The sequence below is a fragment of the Paenibacillus sp. BK720 genome, from assembly GCF_011761545.1.
Taxonomy (GTDB): Bacteria; Bacillota; Bacilli; order Paenibacillales; family Paenibacillaceae; genus Pristimantibacillus.
The window spans coordinates 770,008-776,423 of sequence record NZ_JAASRQ010000004.1; the positions used below are offsets into that span (position 1 = coordinate 770,008).

Genomic DNA, 6,416 nt, shown 5'->3' on the forward strand with positions numbered 1-6,416 from the left:
CTCTTTTCTCCGATCAGCCAACTTCATTCTATGAAATTTAGCGTTATTGATCAATCTCAATTTTTCTATAGAAATGATAGATGAAATAAATCAACTACTCCCGAGATTTAAGAGGTTACATGACTCGCCCCTCCGACTTTTTCATTCATAACTCGTAAAGCTCAACCATCTTCTGGACTTGACGCTGGATATTCCTACTTAAGTCCGGGGGTCCCATCACTTTAACCATGCTGCCGTAGCTCAAGATTTCTGGACCGCTCTTTCCATTAATGAAAAATATGTGGTTAGTGACATGGTTTCATCCGAATTCACGAGGACTTGGTCGAAGCCGAATTCATCAAGCACCCGGGTTTTCATTTCCGGTTGAAAGAGTAATACCGCTTGCACTTTTTTAAAATCGGCTCTGTTCAAGAATTGTTTCTCGACATCTTGAAGCGTATAGTCTCGTCTCACAAAATGTTCCGGCAGGATCTTAAGCTCTCCTATACGGGACAAGCGGAATACTCGAATGTCCATTCGTGTCAGGCAATAGCCATATACATACCAAATGTATCCTTTGAGAAAAAGACCCATCGGTTCCAGTTTGCGCTCGATCTCCGCACCGTTGTTATCTAAGTATTTGAAAGTAACGCATTGAAGGTCTTTAATTGCCTGGTGTAATGGACCCATGACTAAACTTGGAAATAGAAGCGACGGCTGAAGTACTTACGTTAGCTTAAAACCTATTTTGAAATGTAGAAACTCTTGGCTTCACCACTACAGCAGGATGACAATTTTACCACGCGCTCGGCGGCTCTCACTTTTTTCATGTGCCTTGGCAGTTTCCTCTAAGGGGAACACCGAGTCGATCGTTATGTTCAGTTGTCCTCCGTTAACTAGCCGGGTTAATTCGTCTAGATAAGCAGTAGCAATCGGCGGGTACTGCACCTCTTGGACGGTTACAGACGCCTTTGCCGCGTTATCCGACGAATGGCTTCCCCACGTTATCGGTACGAGACGACCTCCCGGCTTGAGGGTATTCAGAAGCCAGTCTGCCTTCTCTCCTCCCGCTGTATCGAGGACGATGTCCACGCTATGTTTGATCTCTGACGGCAGACTGCTTGTATAGTCGACAAACGCATCGACGCCAAGATCAAGCAAGTATGGCTCGTTACGGGCAGAAGCGGCTCCGATGACGCGCGCCCCCTTCCATCGGGCGAGCTGGACCGCAAGGTGCCCGACGCCTCCGGCAGCACCGTTGATCAGAACGGTTTCTCCCTTCTCTAGTTTCCCTTGAACGAACAGCGCATGCCAAGCGGTAAAGCCAGACTGAGGCAAAGCCGCCGCCTCGACGAAATCAGCAGATTCAGGTTTGAGTGCCAAATGCCCCGCCGGTACAACGACATATTCCGCGCAACCCCCACTGTTGACGGTCATCCCGTAAACGGCGTCGCCCGGATGAAAGCTCGTAACTCCAGCCCCTACATTGGCGATGACTCCCGATACATCCCACCCGGGGATATAAGGAAGTCTGAACCGATCACCAGCCAAGCCCGAACGGATCTGCCAATCGCCTGGATTGACGCCGACTGCATGAACGCGGATGAGAACCTCGTCTTCACCTGCCGTCGGAACGGGCACTTCCTCGCAACGCAATACGTCCGGTCCTCCGTGAGTAAAATAACGGATCGCTTTCATTTTCTGAGGTATTTCCGTCGCCATAATCATTTCTCCCTCTTTCGCTTCATTGAATAAACGGGCCGCGTTCATTACAATAGTAATAATAATTGGAGACTGGTAACAACGGACAATGCAGCCCGCACGTCGTTTACCTGACAAATCGACGATATTGTCGGGGTTGTCGGCTCTTGAGCTCCGTTGACCTCAGGGGAGGAGCGTTACAAGCGATGGGAAATGAGAGGAATGAAGCCGATCGACGGCGGAGGCGCTCGCAATTACTGCTGAAGCAATCGTTCGCGGAACTGATGCGGGAAAAGGGATTTACCGCAATGACAATCCAGGATATCACCGACCGGGCAGATGTGCACAGGGGAACGTTCTACGCTCATTTTCCGGACAAATTCGCGTTACTGGAGCAGTCCATCCGTGATAAATTTCGCCATTTACTAGGCAGTGAACTTCCACCGGATGCAGGTTGGAATCCCGAGCATTTGCGCTTGCTGGTCCGAATAGTACTGGAACACGTTCGCTCGCTATACGGTCGATGCAGCCCAATCGATACGGTCAACCCGCTATTCGAGAGCTCGGTCCGTGACGAGCTTGCCGAACTGCTGCAACACTGGCTACAACGGCTTCGGGCGGACCAGACTGATTGGACCATCCGTGTCGACACGATGGCTCTCATGACAAGCTGGTCGATATTCGGCGCCGCGGTACAATGGAGCAAAGCTTATGAGGATATAAGTGTGGACGAAATGACACGCCGTGTCTTAGCCGTTCTGTCAGAAGGCTCAAGCCGATTTGCATCTAACGAGAAATAATCGCTAACGATACGAATTCATAGCACATGCTTCAAAAACTCAAGATTGTTATCGGAGCGTTCCGAATGCTGCCTTTAGTGCTAACCATTCTAGTTCGCAGCCATGTCATAAAGAAAAGATCCAAAATTAAGTTTGGAAATTTAACGGAGAAAACAAGACAAAAGTTTGTGGAGCCAAAAGCCGATTGAGAAAATTTCGGTTCAGGAAATTGCGATTAAGTCAGGATGTAACCGCAGCACCTTTTATCAATACTTTACTGACATTTACGAATTGTTAGACTCTGTTGAAAATGACTTATTGAATGACATAAAAAAGGAATTGGCTAATAATGAGCTATCGATGCATACGGTTCAAGATACGCTCTGTTGTCTGGACAAAAGAGAACATCTCCTGGTTCTCAATGCCCTTTTGGGTGATTATGGAAGCGCCCGTTTTGTAAAACGCTTAAAAAAAGAAATCACTTTAGACCAATTAGAATTAAACGTTCCGCAGAACCATTCCTTAACGCCATACTTCATTGAGTTTTACCTGGCAACTGCCCTGTCTTTATTTCGTCTTTGGCTTCAACGTCAAAAGGATTTATCGTCAGAAGAATTTCTTAAGTTAGTGGAGAACCTATATTCAAGAGGGATTACGCCCTACTTTAAAGAATGAGTCTGTCATTCAAACCAAATCCATGTGTTGCAAGGATGGCTTTGCCGAGTGGAAGAGTAGGTGTTCTCAAATTTGGGGTATTATTACCGTGACAAAATAGAATAAGGGTAAAACATATAAGAAGGAGAGGATTTTTTTCCTCTCCTTTCTTTTTTGGCTATGAGGCAAGCAATGCATTCCCCTATTGAGCACTCAGACCCACGCAAACTAATGTAATGGACCTGGGAACTTTCATGGAGCTTAACAAGAAATTGCCACTATTAGCGAACCTCTTCTTCTTTTGACTCAGTATTACGTTTGTGAACGTGAACTAGACCTTTGGGTAATCAACTACTATAACATTTTCCAGCAGACCGTCTAGTGATTTTACAAACTCCTGATGGACAGGATGAGGTCCATATGAACGAAGTGATTCAAGACTATCGAATGTAACCCGTAATCCAAGCGTGTAGCCGTGTACATTTTCCTTTTCTTCAGTTACATTGAGGCCTGCGCTTATATCGATAATTCCAGGGATACGATCCTGAAACCCGAGCAATTGACCCAGCAGCTCCTGTTGCTTGGCAGGTGTGATATTCGTATTGAACTTGAAAACGACGAGATGTTCGTACATAGCTTTTTATCCCCCTCATATTTATCGTGTATCATTCTTGCGTTAGTTGAACAACCAACTATATCTCTTCTAACGGTATGTCCATACTATATGATTTTAGTTAACTGTCAAGGTATTCAATATCTTTGATACGCATTCTTCCGTTGAATTCTCGTATGTATTGACCTCAACGTCGTATTTCATATTTTGATGTACAATTTTCAATTGTTCCTTTGCTATACCGATAGTTCTATCACCACGAACGCGTTCACGTCTTTCCAATTCTTCGAGCGGACAATGCACGCCGACATATAATACATCTTCGTCCTTGAACTGGTCTAAAAAATCCGCGGCATCGCTTTCCGAGTCTAAAACAGTATCAATAATGATGTTAAATGAATACTCCGAAATAACTTTAGTCAGTCTGTGCAGTATAAATGTTAAAAAATGCAGGTCATAGTTTTGTTTGTTTATAATATCCCATGTCGAAGGTTCTTTTTTATGGTTACGCATTTTTGATAGTAAATAAACTAGATCGTCAAATCCCAACACTAAATAATTAGGTAATTTTTCCGACAATAGTTTTGCTATTGTAGACTTGCCTGAACTTGAAGCACCGTTCAATAGGATGACCTTACCTTTAATCATAGTTAACTCCTTTTTGTGAGTAATAATCTTGTGCAATATCTGAAAGGAGCGTCACAGATATTCCAAGATTTATTATCTCCGTTTGCATTTATGGTTCAAAATCTCCTTAAGAACACTATTCGTAATCAGAAAGGTCTTTCCTCCAGATTTAACAGAATTTTTTCGAGCATTCTGCCAATTTGCTTAATAAATCGTGCAACCCGGGGATCCGAACTGAGAAAGACGACAAACAAGAACCTCTATAAATCTGCTACTCCATGTAATGTCTTTACCTGATTACTGTATTTTAATAACTAGAACAAAAAGAGAGTGTAGCAGTCGGTCATTATCAACCGAATGTTACACTCTTCTACATTAACCAAAGGGCACTGACCCGTACCGTTAGACCTCCCCTTCTATTTCCTCACGCCTTCATGTTGCCCTGGTCTTCGACAGTAGTCCTGAATCTATCTTTCCGTATTTCTGTCAAAGGTGAAATCTTGCGAATAAGCGAGTATCCGTGAGAAAACTAAATCGTACCGAGGGAGTTTAATGACGGTCTACATATTTTACTCTTGTTTTGAATTGGTCACTAAGTCCTTCCCTTCAAATATTATTCTGTAATTCTGTTATGCTGCTTAATTTTTGAAAATCACGACCATATGCTTGCTTCCCATATATTCAACGGAAGTATTTAACTGCTCCGCCACAAAACGAACTGGAACGAACGCACTGCCGTTCTTCAAAAGTAACGGAGCATCTTGCATTACCGTTTTCTGGTTTACTTTTACCTGCCTGTTTCCTACAGTCCAACGAATCGTTTTACCATCCTTGTGAATCGTTACCTCTTTGGTGCTCTGGTTCCAATTCACGGTTGCCCCAAGCTTCTCGGAGATGAAACGGATCGGCACATAGGTACGTCCCGTCTGAATAAATGGCGCTGCAGTAATACGATAAGCACTTTCTCCCACATAAGCTGTCGTGCTGCCGATCACCAAGCGCTGTGTCTTACGCTGACCGCTAGGCAAATTATTTCCTGCCAGTGTCACGAATAATTTATATGTTTTCGATCCCTTGTTCAAATCTAAATAGTTATTTTGCAGCGCAAGTGGTTCAATGAATGCACCCGTATCATAATACGGAAAAAAATTACGTTGTTGGATCGGCTCTAAATCCCACACTCTATTGTTGTTCAAATAGAGGTAACCCAAACTTTGAAGATTTCTCAACGGCTCCAAATCATAGATTTGGTTAGATGATAAATTCAGAGTAACCAAGTCAGTTGATTTAGACAAAGGAGCAAGATCTTTGATGTTATTATTCGCAGCTTCGAGTCTCCTAAGCTTAACCAATCCTCCTAGAGGCTTTAGATCTGTGATCTTGTTGGAACTTATGGACAACGTACTCAGATTGACTAGTCCCGCTAGCGGTGAAAGATCATTGATTTGGTTGCTAGCTAGGGATAAATCTGTGATCTTCGTTAACTTCCTGAGGGGCTTAATATCCTCAATTTGATTGCCACTCAAATCCAAAGTCGTCAAATGCACAGCATCGGATAGAGGTGAAATATCAGAAATTTGATTTCCACTTAAAGAGAGCTTCGTCACATTGACTGCATATTCCAAACCCTGCAAACTCTTAATTCCTTTACCCGATAAATTAACGTCGGTCAGTGACTCTAAATCCTCTTTTCTTAGTGATTCATCGTCGTTTTTATTCAATAATGACTTAATCGCTTGTTCTAGATTGAGATCCTCAAAAGCCAAAGGCTGTTGGTTAGATGACTCCATGTAAGCCTGTCCTGGTAAGCCCAAACATAGGACAAAAATAATTAAAAATCCAGCAAGGTATTTCTTCATGCTGACCATTCCTCTCTAATCACTGTATAAGCTAGCCAATAGTTGCTTCGATTAAGACGCAATTTACAAAGAAAAGTTGTATTGAAGAGTAATGTAATTATTGTAACTATCCTCCCTCTATGAAGAATCACTTTTCTCTTAAATTCTCATGTTTCCTTAGATTTTGAACGTTTTTCTTTCATACCAGACAATCATTAGATGGAA

The 6,416-nt window shown here is 43.2% G+C and carries 7 protein-coding genes; 2 read left to right on the forward strand and 5 right to left on the reverse strand.

Going from position 1 to position 6,416, the window contains the following annotated elements:
* Window positions 1-240: 240 nt before the first annotated feature.
* Entirely contained in the window at window positions 241-669 is a 429-nt protein-coding gene (locus FHT67_RS18975) for a WYL domain-containing protein (RefSeq protein ID WP_243867294.1), read from the reverse strand.
* A gap of 87 nt (window positions 670-756) precedes the next feature.
* Window positions 757-1,701 carry an NADP-dependent oxidoreductase gene (locus FHT67_RS18980; RefSeq protein WP_132311881.1) on the reverse strand — a complete coding sequence of 315 codons (945 nt, stop codon included), beginning with the start codon at window positions 1,699-1,701 and terminating at the stop codon, window positions 757-759.
* A gap of 185 nt (window positions 1,702-1,886) precedes the next feature.
* Between FHT67_RS18980 and FHT67_RS18985 the strand changes: the two genes are divergently transcribed.
* Window positions 1,887-2,480, forward strand: coding sequence for a TetR/AcrR family transcriptional regulator (locus FHT67_RS18985; RefSeq protein WP_167200692.1), 594 nt, complete (start codon window positions 1,887-1,889; stop codon window positions 2,478-2,480).
* A gap of 165 nt (window positions 2,481-2,645) precedes the next feature.
* Entirely contained in the window at window positions 2,646-3,134 is a 489-nt protein-coding gene (locus tag FHT67_RS18990) for a TetR/AcrR family transcriptional regulator (protein WP_243867296.1), read from the forward strand.
* 310 nt (window positions 3,135-3,444) lie between these two features.
* Here FHT67_RS18990 and FHT67_RS18995 read toward each other — a convergent pair whose 3' ends face one another.
* From FHT67_RS18995 to FHT67_RS19005, 3 genes are all read right to left on the reverse strand, one after another.
* A complete protein-coding gene (locus tag FHT67_RS18995; protein ID WP_167200694.1) occupies window positions 3,445-3,747 on the reverse strand; it encodes a Dabb family protein in 303 nt (100 codons plus the stop codon).
* Window positions 3,748-3,843: 96 nt separating this feature from the next.
* Window positions 3,844-4,374, reverse strand: coding sequence for a phosphotransferase-like protein (locus FHT67_RS19000; protein WP_167200696.1), 531 nt, complete (start codon window positions 4,372-4,374; stop codon window positions 3,844-3,846).
* A gap of 617 nt (window positions 4,375-4,991) precedes the next feature.
* Window positions 4,992-6,212, reverse strand: coding sequence for a stalk domain-containing protein (locus FHT67_RS19005; RefSeq protein ID WP_132311874.1), 1,221 nt, complete (start codon window positions 6,210-6,212; stop codon window positions 4,992-4,994).
* Window positions 6,213-6,416 lie beyond the last annotated feature (204 nt).